Below are 19,618 nucleotides of genomic sequence, written 5' to 3'. Positions count from 1 at the left end.
TGCGCCGGCCTGGCCCCGGGCCGGGCCGGGCGGGGCCCCCGGGGCGGGTGGCTCGGGGGGCGCCCCCGTACCGACCCGCCCGGCGGCTCCCCGTCACGGCGGCCGGTGGGTCACTCCTGCCGGAACGGCAGATAGTCCACGTCGTAGCCGAAGTACCGCGGCCCGGCGAGCGCCAGGCCGCCCGGGGTGGTCCAGCGCGGGTCGCAGGGGGCCGCGAGGACGCTGACGCGCAGGCCGTAGCGGAGCCCCTCCGTGGTGACCGGGTCGCCGGTGTCGGTGTCCAGCACGCAGATCAGGTCCGGCGTGGTGGCGACCGTCTCGCCGTCCCGGGTGGCCAGCAGGTGCTCGTTCTGGAAGCCCAGCTCCAGCACCCGGCCCGCGTCCTCGCCGATGCCCTCGATCCGGGCGCCGCCCCGGGCGAAGCCGCCCTGGGTACGCCGGCTCACGTCGACCACCTTGCCGGTCAGCAGATGCGTACCGGAGAGCATCGCGCGGGCCGCGCGCACCGGGTCGGTGTGCGCGGCGCGCGCCTCGCGCACGGCGGCACCGAGCCGTTCGGCGAGCGTCAGCGTGGCGGGGACGAGCCCGTCGGCGAGCTGGTCGCCCCGCATCACGGTGTCGGCGCTGGAGATCTGGCAGCCGAGTTCCACGCAGACGGCCCGCGCGATGCGCTCGGCCGCGTGGTTGGAGACGGCGTCGACGATGATGCTGTTGCCCTTGTCGTCGGCGAGCGCCATCGGGGTGTTGGCGACGCCGATCAGGCCGGGCAGCACCATCTGCGCCTCGGGGAAGGCGCGGCCCATCGCGTCGCCGTCCACCAGTGGCAGCCCCGCCTCGGCGGCGCAGGCGATGGGCAGCATGGAGTTGACGCCGCCGACCTCGATCGGCGCGATGTGGGTGGCGGGCCGGCCGATGTGCTTCTCCAGGGCGCGCAGGGCGGCCACTTCCTCGCCCCCGGCCGGGACGCGTTCCAGCAGCACCGTGGGCGCGCCCATCCCCGAGACGGGCACCACGGTCGCGTCGGCCGGCACCTCGTCGAAGGCGACGAGCCGGACCGGGCCGTATTTCCGGATGGCCTCGCGGGCCAGCAGCTTGCCGATGTACGGGTCGCCGCCCCCACCGGTGCCGAGGATGCCCGCGCCGCGCGCGATGTCGTCCAGGTTGTCGAGGTTGATCTCACGCATGTGACGCTGCTCCATGGGTGTCGCGCGCCCCGGCCGGGGCGCGGGTGCTGCCGATACCGTTCAGGTCGAGGTCGCCGACCGCCTTGACGCGGATCCGGGTCGCGCCGCCCGGGAGGTAGGCCAGCGGGACCTCCTCCACGTCGACGACGCGGACCGTGCCCGGCCTGGCGCCCGCGCTCTCGGCCCGGCCCACGGCCTCCTCGCGGGCCTCGGCGAGCACCGCGTCCCGGCGCCCCTCCGGGACCTGGAAGACCCGGTCCACCTCTCCGCCGACCTGGGCTATCGCGGCGCCCACCGCGTTGGCGACGTCGAAGTGGCCGGGGCGGCGCACATCGTCGAAGCCGGGCAGCGCCGCGGGCACCAGCACACTGCCGCCGCCCACCGCGACGACCGGCAGCGGCCCCGCCGAGGTGCGCATCCGGTCCACGGTCTCCGCCAGCCGACCGGCGATCCGGTCCAGTGCGCGGGCGGTGAACTCCGGGTCCAGATGGGCGACCCGGGACCGGTCGCCGATGTCGGCGCGGCCCGCGGCGACCGCGAGATCGGTCGCCGTCAGGGTGGAGCCGCCGAAGACCAGCGCCTCCTCGGTGAGCCGGAATCCGACCGAACGGGGGCCGGTCACGCCGTCCGGCGACACCAGGGAGCCGCCGCCGATGCCGAGCGAGAGGACGTCGGGGATACGGAAGTTGGTACGGATGCCCGCAGCCTCGCTCTCCCCCGCCGCCTCGCGCGGGAAGCCGCCGGTCAGGATGCCGACGTCCGCAGTGGTGCCGCCGACGTCGACGACGGCGCAGTCGCCGAGGCCGGAGAGGAAGGCGGCGCCGCGCATCGAGTTGGTGGGCCCGGAGGCGAAGGTGGCCACCGGGTAGGCGCGGGCGAAGTCCACGTCCATCAGCGTGCCGTCGTTCTGCGAGAGGAAGAACGGGGCAGTCAGCGAGACCTCGGCGAGCGACTTGGCGAACGACTCCACGATCGCGGTCGCCAGATCGCGCAGCGCCGCGTTGATGATCGTGGCGTTCTCGCGGGCCAGCAGCCCGACCCGGCCGAGCTCGTGCGACAGCGAGAAGTGCACACCGGGGCCCAGTTCGGCGCCGAGGATCTCGGCGGCCCGGCGCTCGTCCTCCTCGGCGACCGGGGAGAACACCGAGGAGACGGCCACCGAGGTGAGCCCGCGCGCGGCGATGTCGGCGGCGGTCCGCTTCAGCTCCTCGGGGTCGAGCGGCGACAGCGGCCGGCCGTCGAACTCCCGTCCGCCGTGGCAGAGGTAGCCGTGTCCGCCCACGGCCGCCCGCTGCCGCTCCGGCCAGTCCGTCATCGGCGGCAGCGCCGCCGTGGCGGGCAGACCGAGGCGTACCGCGGCGACGGGTGCCAGCCGGGCGCCCTCGATCAGCGCGTTGAGGAAGTGGGTGGTGCCGATCATCACGGCGGTGACGGACTCCATCGGCGGGTCGAGGGCCCGGATCGCCGTGGTCACGCCGGAGGTGATGTCGGAGGTGGTGGGGGTCTTCGCGGTCGCGACGATCCGGTCGTCGTCCCCCAGGAGGGCGGCGTCGGTGTTGGTGCCTCCGACGTCGATTCCGATGCGCATGGTGGGTCCGTCTTTCGTAGGGGGTGGGGTTCTCGGATGGTGCACGGGTCAGGCGACGGCCTTCGGCGACCAGGCCGTGCCCGCTTCCGCCTCGATCGCCGCGGCGGGGCGCACGGGCTGTTCGAACGGCAGCTCCCGGGCTCCGCGCACCAGGCCGAGCTTGCCGAGGACGACATAGCCGAGCCCGGCCAGCAGCAGGGAGTCGAGCGCCGGGACGCCCCACCATTGGTAGTGGTCGCCGAGCCAGCCGAACAGGGAGGCGGCGGTCCACAGCGCGATGGTGGCGGGCACCCAGCCGGGCTCGGTCTCGGGCAGCCGCCCCGCCGAGCGCGAGGCGTCCAGCTGCGGCCGCCACTTCTTCACCACGAAGTACTCGGCGACCATGATCCCGGCGACGGGCGGGGTGAGGACACCGAGGAGCGTGAGGAAGTCGGTGAACCGGTCCAGGATTCCGGCGGCCGCGGCGAGGCTGCCGAGCACACCGATCGTGACGGTCGTGCCGACCCGGTTCAGCCGGACCTTGAAGAGCGCCTCGACCGCGCCGATCAGACCGAGCGACGAGGAGTACAGATTCCAGTTGTTGATCTTCACGGTGGCGGAGACCAGGACGATGACACCGATGACGCCGGAGGAGGACGTGATGATGGCGATCAGGTCGGAGGACTTCACCGCGTAGGCGAGCAGCACCCCGCCGAGGCCCAGGACGTACTCGCCCAGACTGATGCCCACCACCGTCTGCTTGACGACATCGCCGGTGTTGCGGTTGAAGCGGGTCATGTCGGGGGTGGTGACGGCGCCGACGATGTACGAACCGGCCACGACGGTCGCGCCGGTGGCGATGGACATGTGGGCCCCGAACGGCGCCGAGGCCACCAGGTCGCCCACGTCGTGCCGGGAGAACTCGACCATCATCGCCCAGCCCGCGAGGCCGAGGAAGGCGGGCACGGTGACGAACGCGGTCCAGCCCATGGCACGGAAACCACGCAGCACCAGCGCGGTGACGCCCAGCCCGCAGATCAGGCACCAGGCCCAGACCGGCAGCGCGGGCACGATGGAGTGCAGCCCGGCCGCGAACACCGCCGTCTGGACACCGAACCAGCCGAACAGGCTGACCGCGATGACGAGACCGATGAGGGTGGAGCCGTAGCGGCCGAAGCCGGTCCAGCGGACCAGCATCGAGGTGGACAGGCCCTCCCGCATACCGGCGATGCCGACGAATATGCAGACGATCTCCAGGATCACCGAGCCGAGGGTGAACGCCCAGAAGGCGCCCCAGAAGGAGAGCCCGGCGCCGAGCGCGGCCCCCAGCAGGAACTGCGTCAGGTCGGAGAGCTGGCCGAAGCGCTGCACCGCGACGTTGAACCAGGAGTACCGGGCCGCGCGCGGCACCCGCTCCAGGGGGTAGTCCTCGTCCTGCTCCTGGGCCTGGGGACGGGCCGGTGGCCGGGTGGACGGCTCTCGATGCACATCGAACTGCTGGGTCATGGGGGCGGGTCCTCGGGTGAGCGGGCGGGCAGGAGGGCGCAGCAGCACGGCACAGGGCTGCTCCGAAGGGGAGGGAGAGGTGTGAGGGGCGGGGGGTCAGAGCGGAAGGGGCGGCCCGACGGCACGGGCCCGCAGAAGCACCGCGCCGGGCAGATACGGCACCGGCAGGTCCGGTTCCGCGTGGGTGCGTACGCGCCGGGGGTCGGCCCCCGCCCGTACGGCGCCGGCCCTGGCCAGGTCGCGTACCTCGTCGCGCACGGCGTCCAGGCGCCGGCCGGGGCCGCGGTGGACGATCCGGTCGAAGTGACCGCCGACCGGGCTGGCCGCCGCGCCGAACGCCCCGGCCACACCGCCGTGTTCGGGACGTACGACGTCGAACCCGGTCAGCTCCCCGCCGGGTACGCCGCCCGCCCCGCCGCCGACCAGGATCAGCGGGAGGAGTCCGGCGGCGGGGCGCATCCGGTCGGCGGCCTCGGCGAGTTCGCGGTGGGCGTCGGCCCGGACGGTGATCAGGTCGGGGAAGCGCAGGCTGACGGGGACTCCGCCGATGCGTTCGCCGGGGCCCGCCTCCTGCGGATAGCCGCCGGTCAGCGCCCCGACCCGGGCGCGGCGTTCGCCGATGTCGGCGACGACGGCGTCCCGGAGCCCGGCCAGCAGTCCGGCGCCGCGGATGGTGCAGGCGGGCCCGCTGCCCAGGCTGAGTCCGGGCTGGCGGCGCAGGTACTCCAGGCTCATCAGCGTGCCGTCGCTGCGGGTGACCAGCACGGCGGCGCCGGGGGCGAGACCGAGGCCGGGCAGGACGGCGGTCAGCTCGTCGGCGACCCGGGCCACCAGCACGGACAGGGCCGCGTCGAGCACCGTGGCGTTCTCCCGGGCCAGCAGGTCGAGGGTGCCGACATCGCTGGAGAGCAGGACCGTCGTGCCGGGGCCCGTCTCGGCACGCAGGATCTCGGCGGCCTCCCGCTCCTGTCCGCCGTCGACGGGCGAGAACACGGCGGTGACGGCGAACGCCTCGGCGCGGCCTGCCAGCGAGGCGCCGAACCGGGCGACCGCGTCCCGGTCGAGCGGGGTGGTGTCGCGGGGGGTCAGTCCACCGCCGCCCCGGACGTTGGCGGTGCCCGCGCACACCGCGTCGCGCAGCTCTGCGGGCCAGCCGAAGAGCGGCCGCACGGCGTCGGCGGCGGCTCCCCCGACCCGCAGCACACCGACCCGGGCGAGCCCGTCCCGCTCCCGGACCGCGCGGGCGGCGACCCGCAGGCCCACGGCGAGCTGGGTGGCCCGGCCGCGCGGTCCGGCGGGGAGCGCGCGGACGGCGGCGGCGAGCGATCCGACGGCGTCACCGGCCAGCGAGGGCACCTTCACGGCCCGTACCGCCCAGTCTCCGTCCAGGAGCACGGCGTCGGTGTTGGTGGGCCCCACGTCCACTCCGAGGATCACGGGGTGCCTCCCGGTGCCCGGTGCCCGGTCGGCGCGGCCGGCAGACCGGTGAGGCCGAAGGCGGCCGGGCCCGCCAGCCGCAGGCCCGCGGGCGTGTACCAGGCGGGGTCCGAAGGGAGCGTGACGAGGTGGACGCGCAGCCCGTAGCGGACCTCCTCGACCGGAACGGCCCAGCCGGTCCGCACGTCGACCAGGGCGATGACGTCCGGTACGACGGCCAGCGGGGTGCCGTCCTCCAGGGCGGCGACGAATTCGCTGCGGGCCTCGACGAGCACCAGCCGGCCCGCGTCGGGGCCGCCGCCCTCCAGCAGGACACCGGTGGCGTCGTCGCCGTCGGCGCCCTCGGTGGCATACCGCCGCACGGAGGAGACCTTGCCGGTCAGCAGCGGTGTCGGTCCTTCGCCGCGCCCCAGGGCCAGGGCGCGGGTGACCGATCCGGCGACGGCGTGCCGGGCCGCCTGCCCGGCGGTCAGGGGGTAGTCGGTGGACGCGGCGCGCCCGCCGAAGGCAACGACGGCGGCGCGGGCGAACTGTTCGAGGTGCGCGCCGTCCACGTCGTCGACCACCACGGTGTGACCGTGCTCGTCGGCGAGCACCGCAGGTCCCGGGCGCAGTCCGGCCAGCTCCAGGACGTTCTGGTCCATCCGGGGGAAGGCCCGGCCCATCGAGTCGGCGTCGAGCAGCGGCAGCCCCAGCCGGGCCGCCCAGGCGACGGCGACACAGCCGTTGAGCCCACCGATCTCGCTGCTCATCACGGCGGCGACCGGGGCGCCGTGCAGGGCTTCGACGCGGGCCCGCAGCCGTGCGGGCTCGTCCCGGCCACCGATCCGTTCGGCGGCGACGGCGGGAGATCCGACGAGTCCCACGGGCATGACGAGCGCGTCGGCGGGGAGCGCGGCCGGGTCGACGACGGGCACCGGGCCGCACTCCTCGATCGCCTGTCCGGCGACGGGCAGCGTCACATCGGCGGGGCCGCCGCCCCCCGATCCGAGGACGGCACAGCCCCGCGCGAAGTCGGCGAGTGCTCCGGCGTCCACGTGCATGCGTTCCAGCGTACGAAGAAGGATCCCGCTCCCGATGGGCCACCGGCCCATGGTTTCGCACCAGGGTGTGCCTGGAGCACACTGGAGCGATGGTGAACGTCCTGGAACTCCTTGCCTCCCCCGGGCTCGACGCGGTGCGTCCGCTGGTGGGCCCGCTCGACGCGGTGGCGGTCACGGGGGTGCGTCTGGAGGCGCGCCCGGACCGGCTCGCGGCCATGTCGGCCGGGACCGTCGCCGTGCTGCTCGCCCCGGTGCCGGGGCATCTGCTGGACGTGGCGGTGCGGGACGCGGCCGCGGCGGGCGCCGCCGCCCTGGTCCTGACGGGGGTGACGGAGGCGCCGCACGGACTGCCCGCCGAGGTGACGGCCACGGCACGGGCGCTCGCCGAGCGCGGCCGGGTCGCGGTGCTGTACGCCGAGGGGGACCTCGCGGCCCTCGCGGTGGCGGTGGAGCGGGCGGTGGCCGGGTCCGCGGCGGACGCGCTGGCCCGGGTCGCCGCCGCCGCGCGGGAGGTGACGGCCGTCGCGGGGGACCCCGGCCGGGTGGCCGCGGCCGCGGGCCGCGCCCTGGGGCTGCCCGTGGAGCTGCGCGCCGCCGGGCCGGGCGAGGAGGGCGCGGCCGCCGCCGGTCCGGACGGCGAGATCCGGCTCGCGGCCCCGGCCCGCCCCGGTCACGCCGGGGAGGCGGTGCGCTCCGTCCTCGCGCTGGCGGCCCTCGCGGCGGCGGGCGGCGGGCACGGGGACGTCCCGGTGCGCTCCAGGGGCCGGCTCCTCGCCGAACTGCTCGTGGCTCCGCAGGACCAGTCCGCCCGGCTGGCCGCCCGGGGCCGGGCGCTGGCGCTCCCGGTGGACGGCTGGCACATCGCGCTGCGGGTGGAGGCGGGCGGCCTCGACGCCTCGAACCGGCCGAAGGCCCTGGACGCGGTCATGTCCCAGGCGCTGACGCTGCTGCGCACCTGGGACGCGGTGGCGCTCCCGGCCGCCACCGCCCCGTCCGCTCCACGGTCCGGCGACGCCGTCCAGTGGAACGCCGCGCTGGTCGACGACGCCCTCGTCCTGCTCAGCACCTGGCCGGCCGATCCGGGGGCGGACGGGCGGCGCGCCACGCTGGCCCGCGCCCGCCGGGTGGTGGACCGGCTGGCCGGGCTGCGCCCGGATGCGGGCCTGCGGTGCGGCGTGGGCTCCTCGCACCGGGGTCCGCTGGGCATCCGTACCTCGGCCCGTGAGGCGCGTGCCGCGGTGCCGCGCGGGGCGGGGCCCGCGGTGGCGGCGCACGACGCGGTGGGCCTGGACCGGATGCTGCTGGAGTGGTACGCCTCCGACACGGCGCGCGAGGCGGTCGGTGAACTCCTCTCCCCGGTACTGGCGTTGGGCCCGGAGCGCGCCGAACCACTGCTGCGTACGCTCCAGGGCTATCTGGACCACAACAACTCCCCGGCCCGTGCCGCGGAAGCCCTCCATCTGCACCGGAACGCGGTCGGCGCCCGGATCCGCAAGATCGTCCGGCTGACGGGCGCCGATCTGAACGAGCCGGATGTCCGCCTCGCCCTCCAACTGGCCTGCCGCGCGGGCCTGTCCGCCGCGACGGCGGACCGCCCCTGAGCAGCGTCCGCGCCGTCGACGGCCTCCCGGGCCGGGGACGAGGTGACGCCGAAGGGCCGAGCGGCTCGACGCCCGCCCGGCTCACGCCTCGCCCGGGACGGCCGCCGACCGCCAAGGGCGACCTCGGCGGCCCCGGCCCGCCCACCGCCCGGACTCTTCCCCATACACATACGGACGACTCCTCGTACGCGTACGGGCGACACGCAGTCGCGCCCGCTGCCCCCGCGCCGGGGCTCCCGCCCTCGGATCGCCAGGGGCCAGTGGGCACCCCCGACTCCGCCCCTGGCCCCGGCCCTTGTCCGGGAACCGGTTGACTGGCCACCAACACACCTGTTCCACTGGGCAGATGCGCCCTCAGCTGCGGCTGGTCACCCGTGACCACATCGACTTCGGTCGTGTGTGGTCCGCCTCGTGTTGCCGCTGACCGTTCCACGTCAGCCCTTCACCCGACCGGTCTTCCGCAGCACGAGATGAGGCTTCGCCATGCCCGTAGAGTTTCTCGGCATCGCAGCGACGAACGAAGGTTCCGAGGTGACGCCCCGCGCCGGGGCGTCCTTCGACAAGGAGTACACGCTCAGACTGGCCCGCGCACACGAGGACCACGGCTGGGACCGGGTGCTGTTCGCCTACGGCTCCGGCTCCCCCGACCCGTCCCCGGCCGCCGCCTATGTCGCGGCCCGGACCGAAAAGCTCCAGATCCTGGTGGCACACCGCCCCAACGTCTCGTACCCGACGTTCGCGGCCAAGACCTTCGCGACCCTGGACCGGATCAGCGACGGCCGTCTCGCCGTGCACTTCATCACCGGGGGCAACGACCACGAACAGCAGCGCGAGGGCGACTTCCTGACCAAGGACGAGCGGTACGCGCGCACCCGTGAGGCCATCCAGATCATCAAGAGGGCCTGGACCTCGCACGAACCCTTCGACCACGAGGGCACGCACTACCGCTTCAACGACTTCGTGAGCGACACCTTCCCCGTGCAGCAGCCGCACCCGCAGGTCTCGTTCGGCGGTTCCTCACCCGCGGCGTACGCGGCCGGGGGCGCCGAGGCCGACATCTACTGCCTGTGGGGCGAGCCGCTGGCCCGGACCGCGGAGCAGATCGCCGCGGTGAAGGAGGCCGCGAGGGCGGCGGGCCGTACGGACGTCCCGAGGATCCAGGTCGCCTTCCGCCCGATCATCGCACCGACCGAGGAACTGGCCTGGGAGAAGGCCCACCACACCCTGGCCCGGATCAGGGCCCGCAGGGCCGACGCCCCGCCGAGCCGCCGTCACCCCCTGAAGAACCCCGAGAACACCGGATCCCGACGGCTCCTGGAGGTGGCCGCCGAGGGCGAACGCCACGACCGCGCCCTGTGGACACCGACCGCGGCGGAGACGGGCGGCGCCGGTAACTCGACGGCCCTGGTCGGCACCCCCGAAACAGTGGCCCGGGCCCTGCTCGACTACTACGACCTGGGCGTGGACATCCTTTCGGCCCGCGGCTACGACCTGCTGGACGACGCGATCGACTTCGGCCGGCACGTCATCCCACTGGTCCGCGAGGAAGTAGCCAAACGGGACGCGTCCCACCCGGCCGCATAACACCCGGCACCGGAGAACCGCTCCCTCCGCCGCCCCCTGCCCCCGCGCCCCCAGCGCCTACTTCCAGCCTGTCCGGCGTTTGAGGAGCGGGGGTCCGGGGGCGGAGCCCCCGGTTACGGGAAGGGGCGGGGCAGGGGAACAAGCCCGCCGCAGGCGCACCCCACAACCGCCCCAGCGCACCACCCCGCACCCTCACCCCACCGCCCGCACCGCTTCCCCACAAGATTCGCCCCAGCGGACCCTCACCCCACGGAGCTGTACGCCACAACCCCCCGCAACACCGCGTCCACCGCCTTGTGCGCATTGCGCGCCACGGAACTCCCGTCCCGCGGCGCCGCGGCCGCGATCTGCCCCAGCACGTCGATCACCTGCTTGCACCACCGCACGAAGTCCCCGGCCGGCATCTCCGCCTCGCCCAGCACCTCGTCCAGCGTCCGCCCCGACGCCCACCTGTAGACCGCCCAGGCGAAGCCGAGATCGGGTTCGCGCTGGCCGACCCCCTCCGCCTGGTTGATCTTGAAGTCCTCCTCCAGGGCGTCGAGCCGCCCCCAGATCCGGACCATCTCGCCCATCGCGGTCTTCGCCGGACCCGACGGCACCTTCGGTGCCACCGCGTCGTCGGCCTGCCGCGCCTCGTACACCAACGCCGAGACGCACGCAGCGAGTTCGGCGGGGTTCAGTCCCTCCCACACACCCGCCCGCAGGCATTCGCTGGCCAGCAGATCGAGTTCGCCGTAGAGGCGGGCCAGACGGCGGCCGTGCTCGGTGACCTCGTTGCCCCGCAGATAGTCGAGCTCGGTGAGCAGGGCGACGATCCGGTCGAAGGTGCGGGCGATGGTGTTCGTCCGCCCCTCGATCCGCCGCTCCAGCTGCCGGGTGTCCCGCTGCAAGCGGTGGTACCGCTCCGCCCACCGCGCGTGGTCCTCGCGCTCGGCGCACCCGTGGCAGGGATGCGCGCGCAGCTCCGCCCGGTAGCGGGCGATCTCGCGGTCGTCGGCCGCGGCGGACCGCCCCTTGCGGTGCCGCTCGGGCACGATGTGCCCGGCCTTCGTCCGCAGCGCGGAGGCCAGGTCGCGGCGCGACTGCGGGGAGCGCGGGTTGAACGACTTCGGCACCCGCATCCGCTCCAGCGCCTCCACCGGAACCGGGAAGTCGATCGAGGCGAGCCGCTTGACCTGGCGCTCGGCCGTGAGCACCAACGGCCGCGGCCCGTCGTGGTATTCGAGTCCCCGGTGGCCGTGCCCGTTGGTCCGCCCGGCCGGCAGACCGGGGTCGAGGACCAGGGCCAGCCCGGCGAACTTGCCGGTCGGCACATGGATGACATCACCGGGCTTGAGCCGCTCCAGGGACGCCGCCGCCTCGGCCCGCCGCTGCGTCGCGCCCTGCTTGGCGAGCTCGGTCTCCCGGTCCTTGAGGTCGCGGCGGAGCCGCGCGTACTCCTCGAAGTCCCCGAGGTGGCAGGTCATGCCCTCCCGGTAGCCCTCCAGGCCCTCCTCGTTCTTCTGGACCTGCCGCGAGATGCCGACCACCGACCGGTCGGCCTGGAACTGCGCGAAGGAGGTCTCCAGCAGCTCCCGCGAACGGTGCCGGCCGAACTGGTGCACCAGGTTCACGGCCATGTTGTAGGAGGGCCGGAAACTGGACCGCAGCGGGTAGGTGCGCGTGCCCGCGAGCCCGGCGAGCGCCCCCGGATCCATGCCGCGCTGCCACAGCACCACCGCGTGGCCCTCGACATCGATGCCACGCCGCCCCGCTCGACCGGTCAGCTGGGTGTACTCGCCGGGGGTGATGTCGGCGTGCTGCTCGCCGTTCCACTTGACGAGCTTCTCCAACACCACCGAGCGCGCGGGCATGTTGATGCCGAGCGCGAGGGTCTCCGTGGCGAAGACGGCCTTGACGAGACCGCGTACGAACAGCTCCTCGACGACTTCCTTGAACGTCGGCAGCATGCCCGCGTGGTGCGCGGCGATGCCCCGCTCCAGCCCTTCGAGCCACTCGTAATAGCCCAGGACATGGAGGTCCTCGCCGGGGATGGACGCGGTCCGCTCCTCGACGATCTCGCGGACCAGGCGTCGCTTGTCCTCGTCGTTGAGCCGCAGTCCGGCGTGGAGGCACTGCTGCACGGCGGCCTCGCAGGCGGCCCGGCTGAAGATGAACGTGATGGCGGGGAGCAGCCCCTCGGCGTCCAGCCGGTCGATGACCTCGGGCCTCGACGGGGTCCAGATCCGGCTGCGCTGGCGCCGCTCGCGCTCGCGGTCGGCCTCGCGGACCATCTTGCCGCGACGGCGCTCCCGGGGGTTGTACCCCCGCTGGTTCTCCATCCGGGCGAGCCGGACGAGATCGGGGTTGACCTCGCGGCGCGCGGTGCCACGGCCGCCGTGGTCGCTCTCCTCCTCGAAGAGGTCGTACATCCGGCGGCCCGCCAGGACGTGCTGCCAGAGCGGCACGGGGCGGTGCTCGGAGACGATCACCTGGGTGTCCCCGCGGACGGTGTCCAGCCAGTCGCCGAACTCCTCCGCGTTGGACACGGTCGCCGAGAGCGACACCAGGGTCACGGAGTCCGGGAGGTGAATGATCACTTCCTCCCAGACCGCGCCCCGGAAGCGGTCGGAGAGGTAGTGGACCTCGTCCATCACCACGAAGCCGAGCCCCCGCAGCGCCTGCGAGCCCGCGTACAGCATGTTGCGCAGCACCTCGGTGGTCATGACGACCACCGGGGCATCGGCGTTGACGCTGTTGTCGCCGGTCAGCAGGCCGACCTTCTCCGGTCCGTAGCGCTTGACCAGATCGGCGAACTTCTGGTTGGACAGGGCCTTGATGGGGGTGGTGTAGAAGCACTTGCGGCCCTGCTGGAGGGCGAGGTGCACGGCGAACTCGCCGACGATCGTCTTGCCCGAGCCGGTCGGGGCCGCGACGAGCACCCCCTTGCCGGCCTCCAGGGCCTCGCAGGCCTCGATCTGGTAGGGGTCCAGATCGAATTCGTACATCTCGCGGAAGGGCGCGAGTGCGGTGGCCAGCTCGACGGCACGGAGCCGGGAAGCCTGGTATCGCTCAGCTGGTGAGAGGTCCTCTGTCATCTTGCTTACGAGCCTACCCGCCGCCTCCGACAGTGACGCGGTCTTTAAATTCCGGCGGAAATCCCGGCGGAGGGACCGGCGGGAGGAGCCGGTACGAGCACCCGGACCGCGCCCGGTACGCAGTGCGCCGTCAGCGGCAGCGCGCCGAGTCGCTCACCGTCCGCGTACGCGGTGACACCGACCGCGGCCAGCTCGATCGAGGAGACCCGGTGCACGGTGACCTTGGGGTGGTCGAGGTGCGTTCCCCGGTAGACGCGGGGGAAGACCTTGAGCAGGGTGGTGCGGCTGCAGTCCCCGACGACGGTGACGTCGAAGAGCCCGTCGTCCATGACGGCGTCGGCGCAGATCCGCATGCCGCCGCCGTACGTCGTCCCGTTGCCGACGGCGATGAGCGTCGCCTCGATCTCCCGGACCGGTCCGCCGTCCAGCCCGACGCGGTACGGGATGGGCTTGAACGCGGCGAGTTCGGCGAGGATCGCCAGGTCGTACTTGAACCGTCCGCCGACCCACCGCATCCGGTTCCCCCGGTCGTTGACCCGGGAGTCGAAGCCGGAGGCGAGCACGGAGCCGAACCACCGCTCGCCGACCCGGCCCAGGTCGATCTCCCGCGCGGTCCCGCCCTTGAGCGCCTGCGCGGCCAGCCGTCCGGCGGCTGCCGGGTCCCGTATCGGCAGTCCGAGCGCGCGGGCGAAGTCGTTGCCGGTGCCCACGGCCACGACGCCGAGCGGGATCGTCGTGCCCGCGACCGCCTGGAGGGCGAGCGACATCATGCCGTCCCCGCCGACGGCTATCAGCGCGCCGGTCCCGCCCGCGACGGCCTCACGCGCGCGCCGCAGGGCGTCGTCGGCATCCTCACCGAGGACCGTACGCACGGAGAATCCGGCGTCCCGCAACGCGGAAGCGGCCGGCTGCGCGGCGTGCGCGCCCCGGCCGCGTCCTGCGGTGGGATTGACGAAAAGGGTGATCTCGCTGGTCACCCGGGGACCCTACAAGGTCAGGTGATGTCGTCGTAACCGTTCAGCCGGTCACGGTCCGAGCTCGCCTGGGTGGGCAGGGAACGGTTGGAGGAGACCGATTCGATCTCACCGATGTCCTCGGGGGTGAGGTCCAGCTCTGATGCCTCGTCGTCGGAGGGTCCGCCCGCAGCGGTCCTTTCCTTGCGGCGGTCGTTGAGGAGCGAGATCCCCGTCGCCACGAAGTAGAGCACCCAGATCGGTCCGGCGAGACCCAGCATGCTCACCGGGTCGGTGCTGGGCGTGGCCACGGCCGCGAAGACCGTGATCCCCATGATCATGCCCCGCCACCAGCCGAGCATCCGCTTGCCGGAGATGACCCCGCCGAAGTTCAGCATGACGAGCAGCAGCGGCAGTTCGAAGGAGAGCCCGAAGACCACCACCATGCGTGTGATCAGGTCGAGCAGCTCGTCCAGCGGCAACTGGTTGTCGAGGTCGGCCGGCGAGAACTCCAGGAGCACCCGCGCCATCGTCGGCAGCGTCTTGTACGCGAAGAAGCCACCGGCCAGGAAGAGCGGGAACCCCGCGCCCACGAAGGCCAGCGAGTACTTCTTCTCGTGCTTGTGGAGCCCCGGCGCGACGAAGGCCCACAGCTGGTAGAGCCAGATCGGGGACGACAGCACGACACCGGACATCAAGGAGACCTTGAGGGCCAGGGTGAACGGGGTGAGCAGACCGTTCAGGACGATCCGCGCGCAGGTGCCGTCCTTCTGCTGGGTGAGCTCGGCGAAGCTGTACGCGCACCCGACCGACTTCAGGACCGGGTCGGTGAAGACCTCGATGATCTCCTTGTAGAAAAACGCGGCCACAATCGTGACGACGACGATTCCGAGCAGCCCCTTGGCCAACCGGTTACGCAGCTCACGCAGGTGCTCGACCAGGGGCATGCGCCCCTCTGGGTCCGTCTCCTGCTTGCGGGCAGACTTGAGCAACCCACGTCCTCATCTCGTGCAGCAGGCCCTCACCGATCAGGGCGCCTGCGTCGGCCCGTTTCTTGTCAGCGCTTGGTCGAGTCGGTCGGCTCCGCGACCGGACGCGAGCTGGTCACGTCGCCGGGGGCGGCCTTGATGGTGCGCTGGGCGGACTGGTCCTGGGCGTCGTCGTTCGCGGCCGGCTCGGCCGGGGTCGCCGACGGACCGCTCTCGGACTTCATGGCCTTGGCCTCGCTCTTGAGGATGCGGGCCGACTTGCCGAGCGAGCGAGCCATGTCAGGAAGCTTCTTCGCGCCGAACAGCAGAACAATGACGACGAGGATCAGGATGATCTCGGGAGCGCCGAGCCTTCCGAACATATGCGTGTACCTTCTCACCGAGGCAGCAGGGGTGGGGCGGATGGAACCTCGGACAAGACGTCCGATCTTCTTACCGTCAGCGATCGTATCCCGCAGGAGTAAACGCAGGGCAATACCCATGCATCCTTGCGATTACGGCCCATGCCTCGCTCTCAGGGCCGCCTTCAGCAGCGTACCCTCCGAACCCGCGAAACAGGAGGCCACGCCCGTCCGGATCGATCCGCCCTGCTCACAGCCGTGCACGGGCCAGTGGGGCGATGCCTTCTAGCGCAGCGCCTCACCGGTCGCGGCGAGGTCCGTCGCCGCCCTTTCGAGGTCCTCCGCGGCCCGGTTGATGCGCTGGGTGGTCCGGGTCACCTGCTGCCCGAGCCGCTGGGCCTCGATGAAGACCTTGACGGCCAGCACACCGAGAACGGCGATCCCGAGAAATCCCAGGGCGATGGCGAGCATGGGCCAGAACATGCGCAGAGCCTCGATGTGTCTAGGGGGCCGACGGCGTGGAAGTGCGCCGAAGGCGGGTGGAATCTCTCCGGGGCGTGTATCGGAAGTGGCGTCGTCCGCCCGAAGGGAGACGGGACTTCGGGTACACGTCCTAGAGGCCGGTGGTGTGGAGGCGCAGCGTCCGCACCCCGCCCCCGCTGAGGAGCTCGACTATCCGCTCCCCGGCGGGCTTCCGGACGGCCGCGCCGCACTGCGGGCAGGTGAAGGAGTAGAACGTCGTCCGGGGGCTCGCCCCCACGGCGAGGCGAATGGCGGTTGCCGCCAGCTCGAACCGCTCACGGCAGTCCGGGCAGGCGGCCTTGAACCGTACGGACTCGGGCACGACCACGGTCGGAACACCTGACACCACGGGCATATTGCTCATCTCTCCCTCAGACCTCCGCTCGGACCGGCTCGTCGTACGCGGCGAGCGCCGCACGGGCGGCCTGCTGTGCGCTCCGGGCCAGCTCCGGCGGCGAGACGATGCGGCCCTCGCCGCCCAGTCGCAGCGCGAGCCGCCGCAGCGAGGCCGGGTCGGGGGTGCGCAGCACGATCCGCAGTCCGCCGTCGGGCAGCTCCTCCGCGCGGTCGTGCGGGTAGTACTCGGCGACCCAGCGCCCGCCGGGGCCCACCTCGACGACGACCTCCGGGTCCTCGGCGGCCGGCTGGACGAGTCCCGCGGAAAGGTCCCTCAGCTCCAGCTCGGGCGGGGCGGCGGGCTCGTCCAGCAGCCGGATCTCGGCGACCCGGTCGAGCCGGAACGTACGCCGGTCCTCCGACGACCTGCACCAGGCCTCCATGTAGGTGTGCCCCACGGCGAACAGCCGGATCGGGTCCACCTCGCGCTCGGTGAGTTCGTCGCGCGCGGGAGAGTAGTAGCGCAGCCAGAGCCGGCGCCGCTCGGAGATCGCCCGGTCGACATCGGCGAAGACGCCGCCCTCGGACTCGAAGGTGACCGAGAGCCGCGAGCTCGCCGCCCCCACCTCGCCCGCCGCGGTCTCCAGCTTCGCGGTGGCCCGCAGCAGCGCCTGCCGGTCGCTCTCGCGCAGCCCCGGCAGCGTGGCCACGGCGCGGGCGGCGACCAGGAGGGCCGTCGCCTCGTCGGCGGCGAGCCGCAGCGGCTCGGCGACGTCGTCCGGGTTGTGCCACCAGATGCGGTCGCCGTCGGTGTCGATGTCCAGCAGGTCCCCGCCGCGGAAGCTCGTCCCGCACATGGGCAGTACGTCGAGGTCCGAGATCAGCTCGTCCTCGGTGATCCCGAAGGCGCGGGCGACGTCCTGGACGTGGGCGCCGGGGCGCTCGCGCAGATACGTCACCAGGGAGAGCATCCGGCGGGTCTGGTCGATCGCGTTCGTGGCCATGAGTGCCGTCCCTCTCTCAGTCCTTGGCCACGGCGCGCAGCCGGTCCACCACATCGGCCCGCAGATCGGCGGGTTCCTGTACGACGACGTCCGGGCCGAACTCGACGAGCCAGGCGTCCAGGCCATGTCCGTACGGAATCTCCAACTCGTCCCACCCGTCGCCGAGTTCCCGGACCGACACGGCGCGCGAGCGCAGCGGGTATCCGGCACCGGTGCGCAGCCTGATCAGCGCGGTCCGGGTGGCCGTCTCGCCCGCCCAGCTCTCGACCGTCTCGCGCACGGTCACCACGTCGGGCACCTCGGCGGTGAAGGCCCCGGCCCGGGAGCGGACCCGGCCGGAGATGCGGGAGAGCCGGAACACCCGCTCGGCGCCGCGTTCCCGGTCCCAGCCGGCCAGGTACCAGTGCCCACGCCAGCACTCCAGGGTCCACGGCTCGACCTGGCGCTGCTCGGGCCTGGCGGCGTTGCCCTTGCGGTAGTCGAAGGTCACCGGGCGGCGGTCGCGGCAGGCCAGCATCAGCGGTTCGAAGGCCGCCTCGTGGACCGGGATGCGCGGTTCGAGGGCGCTGTGCACCTCGTACGCGTCCTCCGGCATACCGGCGGCCCGCAGCTTCTGCAGGGCGCCGCTGGCGGCGCCGGCCAGCCGCGCCTGCTGCCAGACCTTGGCGGCCAGCCCGAGCGCGGCGGCCTCCTCGGCGTCCAGCGTGATCGGGGGGAGCCGGTTGCTGTCGCGGCGGGCGAGGTATCCCGTCTCGCCGTCCAGGTTCTCCACGGTCTCGATGATCAGACCGAGCTCGCGCAGATCGTCCTTGTCGCGCTCGAACATCCGGTTGAAGGCGTCGTCGGAGCCCGCCTCCAGATAGGCCTCGATGGAACCGCGCAGCTCGCGCTTGCTGAGGGGACGGCGGGTCCCCAGCAGACACAGCGCCAGGTTCATCAGCCGCTCGGCCTTGGCAATCGCCATCGACGCCCCTTCTGTTTCGCTCTCCGACGGTCGACCGTACCGCTACGCGGTGTCGGGACAAAAGCGAGGGCCCGTGCCTGGCGGCACGGGCCCTCGGATCGCACGGAGGCGGGGGATCAGACGGCGACCAGGTCGCAGACGAAGATCAGCGTCTCGCCGGGCGCGATGCGGGCACCGGCGCCGCGGTCACCGTACGCGAGGTGCGCGGGGATGGTCAGCTTGCGACGGCCGCCCACCTTCATGCCCTGCACGCCGCGGTCCCAGCCGGCGATGACCTGGCCGACACCGAGCTGGAACTGGAGCGGGCCGCCACGGTTCCAGGAGGCGTCGAACTCCTCGCCGGTGGAGAAGGCGACACCCACGTAGTGGACGGAGACCTTGTCGCCCGCCTTGGCCACCGCGCCGTCGCCCTCCCAGATCTCCTCGATCTCCAGGTCGGCCGGCGGCTCGCCCCCCGGGAAGTCGATCTCGGGCTTCTCGATGTTCACTGACGTGCTCCTCTTACTGGTGAACTACTGGGCAACCGGGACAGTCTTACATCTTCGCCAGGAGGTCGACGGCGAAGACCAGCGTGGACTTGGCGGGGATGGTCTGCTGCGCCTTGTCGCCGAAACCCTGGTCCGGCGGGACGACCAGGAGCACCCGGCTGCCGATCTTCTTGCCGACCAGGCCGTTCTTCAGCCCCTTCAGGGTCACCTGGGCGAGCGGGAAGGTCTGTGTCTTGCCCGCCTTGTAGGTGCTGTCGAACGTCTTGCCGTCCTTCCAGAGCAGCGCGACGTAGTTCACCACGACACTGTCGGTGTCCTTCACGACGTCGCCCTTGGACTCCAGGATGTAGTTGGAGACGAGCTTGGCCGGCGGGTCGCTCTTGGTCGGGATGGTGACCTCGGGGGCCTTGCCGTCCGTGTTGGTGCCGACCTTGGGGAGGTCGATGTTGTCCTGGGCGACCTCGGTGCCCTTGGCGGAGGCCGGGATCTGCGTGGCCTTGAGGACGTCGACGACGAACACGAGCGTGGCCTTGGGCTTGATGTCGCCCTGGCCCTGGTCGCCGTATCCGAGGTCCGGCGGAATGACCAGCTGGACCCTGCTGCCGACCTTCTGGCCGACGAGACCCTTGTCCCAGCCCTGGATGACCATGCCGGCGCCGAGGGTCAGATCGAACGGCTGCTTGCGGTCGAAGCTGTTGTCGAAGGGCTTGTCGGAGTCCCAGGACTGGCCGAGGTAATTGACCTGGATCGCGTCGCCGTTCTTGATCGCGGCGCCGTCCCCCTGGCTGACCACTCTGGTCTTGAGCTCCTTGGGCGGGTTGCCCGTGCCCTTGGCCAGGGTCGGCTTCTCACCGAACTTCGCGCCCGCGGTGATCGCGGGAAAACCGTCCTTCGACGTGGCGGAAACGGAATCAGAGCCCTTTTCGTCCCCGCAGGCCGCTGTCAGCAGCAACAGGGGGACGACGAGAAGGCCGGCAAGTCGGCGCACTTGTTCCTCAGATCTCAGACGGCACGGTTGGTTG

At 72.7% G+C, this 19,618-nt stretch carries 17 protein-coding genes; 2 read left to right on the top strand and 15 right to left on the bottom strand.

Annotated elements, in window-relative coordinates; genetic code table 11:
- Positions 1-110: 110 nt before the first annotated feature.
- The 5 genes from ACFVFH_RS18465 to ACFVFH_RS18445 form a co-directional block, all read right to left on the bottom strand.
- A complete protein-coding gene (locus tag ACFVFH_RS18465) occupies positions 111-1,184 on the bottom strand; it encodes a DUF917 domain-containing protein (RefSeq protein WP_383769515.1) in 1,074 nt (357 codons plus the stop codon).
- Positions 1,177-2,772 (bottom strand): hydantoinase/oxoprolinase N-terminal domain-containing protein, encoded by a 1,596-nt coding sequence (locus tag ACFVFH_RS18460; RefSeq protein ID WP_383769512.1) that lies wholly within the window; start codon positions 2,770-2,772, stop codon positions 1,177-1,179. The genes ACFVFH_RS18465 and ACFVFH_RS18460 overlap by 8 nt, the downstream gene beginning before the upstream one ends.
- 48 nt (positions 2,773-2,820) lie before the next feature.
- A complete protein-coding gene (locus tag ACFVFH_RS18455) occupies positions 2,821-4,257 on the bottom strand; it encodes a purine-cytosine permease family protein (protein WP_383769509.1) in 1,437 nt (478 codons plus the stop codon).
- 96 nt (positions 4,258-4,353) lie between these two features.
- Positions 4,354-5,694, bottom strand: a complete 1,341-nt coding sequence (locus ACFVFH_RS18450; RefSeq protein ID WP_383769506.1) for a hydantoinase/oxoprolinase N-terminal domain-containing protein — start codon at positions 5,692-5,694, stop codon at positions 4,354-4,356.
- A complete protein-coding gene (locus ACFVFH_RS18445) occupies positions 5,691-6,737 on the bottom strand; it encodes a DUF917 domain-containing protein (protein WP_383769503.1) in 1,047 nt (348 codons plus the stop codon). Before ACFVFH_RS18445 ends, ACFVFH_RS18450 begins: the two co-directional genes overlap by 4 nt.
- An 89-nt stretch (positions 6,738-6,826) precedes the next feature.
- On the opposite strand from ACFVFH_RS18445, the gene ACFVFH_RS18440 reads away from it, so the two are divergent.
- Together ACFVFH_RS18440 and ACFVFH_RS18435 are read left to right on the top strand one after the other, a co-directional pair.
- Positions 6,827-8,338 carry a PucR family transcriptional regulator gene (locus ACFVFH_RS18440; protein WP_383769500.1) on the top strand — a complete coding sequence of 504 codons (1,512 nt, stop codon included), beginning with the start codon at positions 6,827-6,829 and terminating at the stop codon, positions 8,336-8,338.
- 483 nt (positions 8,339-8,821) lie between these two features.
- Positions 8,822-9,922: an LLM class flavin-dependent oxidoreductase gene (locus tag ACFVFH_RS18435; protein ID WP_383769497.1), complete on the top strand. Its 1,101-nt coding sequence runs from the start codon at positions 8,822-8,824 to the stop codon at positions 9,920-9,922.
- A 242-nt stretch (positions 9,923-10,164) separates the two neighbouring features.
- On the opposite strand, the gene ACFVFH_RS18430 is transcribed toward ACFVFH_RS18435, so the two are convergent.
- From ACFVFH_RS18430 to ACFVFH_RS18385, 10 genes are all read right to left on the bottom strand, one after another.
- Positions 10,165-12,999: a DEAD/DEAH box helicase gene (locus ACFVFH_RS18430; protein ID WP_383769494.1), complete on the bottom strand. Its 2,835-nt coding sequence runs from the start codon at positions 12,997-12,999 to the stop codon at positions 10,165-10,167.
- 44 nt (positions 13,000-13,043) lie between these two features.
- The gene (locus tag ACFVFH_RS18425) at positions 13,044-13,976 is read right to left on the bottom strand and encodes a diacylglycerol kinase (RefSeq protein WP_383769491.1); all 933 of its coding nucleotides are present in this window, start codon (positions 13,974-13,976) and stop codon (positions 13,044-13,046) included.
- Positions 13,977-13,993: 17 nt separating this feature from the next.
- Entirely contained in the window at positions 13,994-14,944 is a 951-nt protein-coding gene (tatC, locus tag ACFVFH_RS18420; RefSeq protein WP_383769488.1) for a twin-arginine translocase subunit TatC, read from the bottom strand.
- A 65-nt stretch (positions 14,945-15,009) separates the two neighbouring features.
- Positions 15,010-15,303: a Sec-independent protein translocase subunit TatA gene (gene tatA, locus ACFVFH_RS18415; protein WP_383769485.1), complete on the bottom strand. Its 294-nt coding sequence runs from the start codon at positions 15,301-15,303 to the stop codon at positions 15,010-15,012.
- A gap of 264 nt (positions 15,304-15,567) precedes the next feature.
- The gene (locus tag ACFVFH_RS18410; protein ID WP_326764653.1) at positions 15,568-15,765 is read right to left on the bottom strand and encodes a hypothetical protein; all 198 of its coding nucleotides are present in this window, start codon (positions 15,763-15,765) and stop codon (positions 15,568-15,570) included.
- A 130-nt stretch (positions 15,766-15,895) separates the two neighbouring features.
- Entirely contained in the window at positions 15,896-16,168 is a 273-nt protein-coding gene (locus ACFVFH_RS18405; RefSeq protein WP_383769481.1) for a hypothetical protein, read from the bottom strand.
- Positions 16,169-16,175: 7 nt separating this feature from the next.
- Positions 16,176-17,144 carry a helix-turn-helix transcriptional regulator gene (locus ACFVFH_RS18400; protein ID WP_383769478.1) on the bottom strand — a complete coding sequence of 323 codons (969 nt, stop codon included), beginning with the start codon at positions 17,142-17,144 and terminating at the stop codon, positions 16,176-16,178.
- Positions 17,145-17,160: 16 nt separating this feature from the next.
- A complete protein-coding gene (locus ACFVFH_RS18395; RefSeq protein WP_383769476.1) occupies positions 17,161-18,108 on the bottom strand; it encodes a helix-turn-helix transcriptional regulator in 948 nt (315 codons plus the stop codon).
- A 116-nt stretch (positions 18,109-18,224) separates the two neighbouring features.
- Positions 18,225-18,596 carry an FKBP-type peptidyl-prolyl cis-trans isomerase gene (locus tag ACFVFH_RS18390; RefSeq protein ID WP_383769473.1) on the bottom strand — a complete coding sequence of 124 codons (372 nt, stop codon included), beginning with the start codon at positions 18,594-18,596 and terminating at the stop codon, positions 18,225-18,227.
- Positions 18,597-18,642: 46 nt separating this feature from the next.
- Positions 18,643-19,584 carry an FKBP-type peptidyl-prolyl cis-trans isomerase gene (locus ACFVFH_RS18385; RefSeq protein ID WP_383769471.1) on the bottom strand — a complete coding sequence of 314 codons (942 nt, stop codon included), beginning with the start codon at positions 19,582-19,584 and terminating at the stop codon, positions 18,643-18,645.
- Between the last annotated feature and the right edge of the window lie 34 nt (positions 19,585-19,618).

Origin of the sequence: Streptomyces sp. NPDC057697 (assembly GCF_042799335.1) — a bacterium.
In the GTDB taxonomy this organism is placed as follows: Bacteria; Actinomycetota; Actinomycetes; order Streptomycetales; family Streptomycetaceae; genus Streptomyces.
The sequence above is the reverse complement of the archived record's forward strand: the minus strand, read 5'-3'. Positions and strand labels throughout refer to the sequence as shown.